The following is a 2,638-nucleotide window of genomic DNA, read 5'->3' on the forward strand; positions in this document are numbered from 1 at the left end:
CGCCGCCGATTCGCCGGTCAGCAGCGACTCGTCGACGCGGCAGCGCGCGCTGCGCAGCACGCCGTCGGCGGGAATCGTCGCGCCCGCCCCGACGCGCACGACGTGGCCCGGCTCGAGTTCGTGCACGCCGACCGTCTCGCAGGCGCCGTCGACGAGCCGTTCGGCCGTCGCGGGCTGCAGCCGCACGAGCGCGTCGGCGACCTCGCCCGCGCGCTGGCGCGCACGCAGCTCGACGTAACGGCCGAGCAGCAGCAGGAACACGAACATGCTGACCGAATCGAAGTAGACCTCGCCGCCGCCGCGCATGGTCGCGACGACGCTGCCGGCATAGATCGCGCCGACCGCGAGCGCGACCGGCGTGTCCATCGACAGGCGGCGCGCGCGCCATTCGCGCAGCGCGCCGGCGAAGAACGGTCGCGCCGCATACAGCACCACCGGCGTCGCCACGAGCATGCCCATCCAGCGCAGGAACGCGTGCACGCTCGGATCGATGCCGTCGAACGCGCCCGCGTACAGCGCGACCGCGTACATCATCGCCTGCATCGCGCCGAAGCCGGCGACGACGAGGCGCTTCATCGCCGCGCGTCGCTCGCGCGTGCGCAGCGCGTCGATCCGGTCGCCCTCGAGCGGATGCGGCCGGTAGCCGAGTCGCGCGAGCGCGCGCAGCAGCGCGGACAGGCGCGTGCGGCGCGGATCGAACACGATGCGCACGCGCTGCACGAGCGGCGACACGAACGCCTCGCCGACGCCGTCGCAGCGGCCGAGCGCGCGCTCGATCAGCCAGGCGCAAGCCGCGCAGCGCATGCCCTCGACGAGCACCGTCGCCTCGGCGCGATCCTCGGCGAGTTCGCGCACGTGCCGGCGCGCGAGGCGCGGGCGGTCCCATTCGGCGAAGTCGTCCGCGGGCGCGGCGCGCTCGCCGGCGCCTTCGCGCAAGCGGTAGTAGTCGGCCAGGCCGAGGCCGTCGATCCACTCGACCGCGGCACGGCAGCCGATGCAGCAGACCGGGTGCGTGCGCGCCCCGATCGTCGCGAGCAGCGGTTCGCCTTCGCCGATCGGTTCGCCGCAGTGGAAGCAGGGGCCGGACATCGCGTCAGCGCGACGGCTTCGCCGGCGCGGGCGGCCGCGCCGGCGGCTGGTGGCTCGGCCGCGGCGCGTCGTTCGGCACGACGATGTGCGTGTCCGGATGGCGCACGGCGGTGACGACGAGCGACAGCGAGCCGACCACGGTGCTGCCGAGCAGCACGAGCATGAGCCAGACTTCGCCGACGCGATACCAGCGCATCGGGGTCGCGGGAGCGGATTCGCATCGGGCGTTCATGGGGCCTCCGGGGCGAAGAACTGCGCCTTCGCGCGCGCGAGCTCGCGGCCGTCCGCGGCGACGACGACGATCGTGAGCGGGTTGCGCCCGTGCACCGTGCCGCGGTCGGCGCGCAGGGTCAGCGGCAGCGAGAACACTTCGCCCGGGTCGAGCGACACGCTCGCGCTGCCGACCGTGCGCAGCGGCAGCGGCGTATCGGCGCGCAGGCTCAGCGCAACCGCGTGGTCGGCCTTGTTGGCGAGCTTGACCGCGTAGCCGTTCTCGATCGCGCCGGCCGCGACGGTGCGGAACAGCGCGTTGCGATCGTGCAGCACTTCGGCGATCAGCGGCGCGCGCGCGGCGACGCCCCACGCGAATGCGGCGACGAGCGCGCACAGCACGCCGGCATACAGGAACACGCGCGGGCGCAGGATGTGGCGCGGCTTGCCCGCGAGCTCGTTCTCGGTCGTGTAGCGGATCAGGCCGCGCGCGAGGCCGACCTTGTCCATGACCGCGTCGCAGGCGTCGATGCACGCGGCGCATGCGATGCAGTCGATCTGCAGCCCGTCGCGGATGTCGATCCCGGTCGGGCAGACCTGCACGCAGGCGCGGCAGTCGATGCAGTCGCCGAGCGCCCGGCTCGCGGCGGCGTCGACGCTGCGCAGTTGGGCGCGCGAGCGGTGCCCGCGCGGCTCGCCGCGGCCGATGTCGTAGCTGATCACGAGCGTGTCGCGGTCGAACATCGCGCTCTGGAAGCGCGCGTACGGGCACATGTACTTGCACACCTGCTCGCGCAGCATGCCCGCGTTGCCCCAGGTCGCGAACGAATAGAACAGGATCCAGAACGTCTCCCAGCCGCCGAGGCGCAGCTGCACGACTTCGGCGCCGAGTTCGCGGATCGGGGTGAAGAAGCCGACGAAGGTGAAGCCGGTCCACAGCGCGAACACGACCCACGCGACGTGCTTGGCCGCCTTGCGCACGAGCTTGACGCGGCCCCACGGCTCCTTGTCGAGCCGCATGCGTGCGTTGCGGTCGCCCTCGATGCGCCGCTCGATCCAGAGGAACACTTCGGTCCACACGGTCTGCGGGCAGGCGTAGCCGCACCAGAGCCGGCCCGCGAGCGCGGTGAAGAAGAACAGGCTCAGCGCGGCGATGATGAGCAGGAGCGTGAGCAGGTAGAAGTCCTGCGGCCAGAACGTGAGGCCGAACACGTGGAAGCGGCGCGCCGGCAGGTCGAACAGCACGAGCTGCTGCCCGCCGATGCTGATCCACGGGAACGCGTAGAACATGCCGAGCAACCAGAACACCGCGGCGATGCGCAGGCGCTGGAAACGGCCG

Annotated in this window: 3 protein-coding genes; all 3 read right to left on the bottom strand. The window is 72.6% G+C overall.

What is annotated here, in order from left to right; translation table 11 throughout:
* Positions 1–1,089, bottom strand: a 1,089-nt coding sequence (locus tag VI238_RS12570; RefSeq protein ID WP_331651860.1) for a heavy metal translocating P-type ATPase metal-binding domain-containing protein, incomplete at its 3' end; no start/stop codon positions are given.
* 4 nt (positions 1,090–1,093) lie between these two features.
* Entirely contained in the window at positions 1,094–1,321 is a 228-nt protein-coding gene (locus tag VI238_RS12575; protein ID WP_331651862.1) for a hypothetical protein, read from the bottom strand.
* On the bottom strand, positions 1,318–2,638 hold a 1,321-nt coding region (gene ccoG / locus VI238_RS12580), incomplete at its 5' end, for a cytochrome c oxidase accessory protein CcoG (protein WP_331651864.1). The genes ccoG and VI238_RS12575, both read right to left, overlap by 4 nt.

Source organism: Dokdonella sp. (assembly GCF_036518555.1).
Classification (GTDB): domain Bacteria; phylum Pseudomonadota; class Gammaproteobacteria; order Xanthomonadales; family Rhodanobacteraceae; genus Dokdonella_A.

Bases quoted from the DNA above. Each gene is read 5' to 3' on its own strand.
- VI238_RS12575 (WP_331651862.1), bottom strand. From the start codon at position 1,321: ATGAACGCCCGATGCGAATCCGCTCCCGCGACCCCGATGCGCTGGTAT.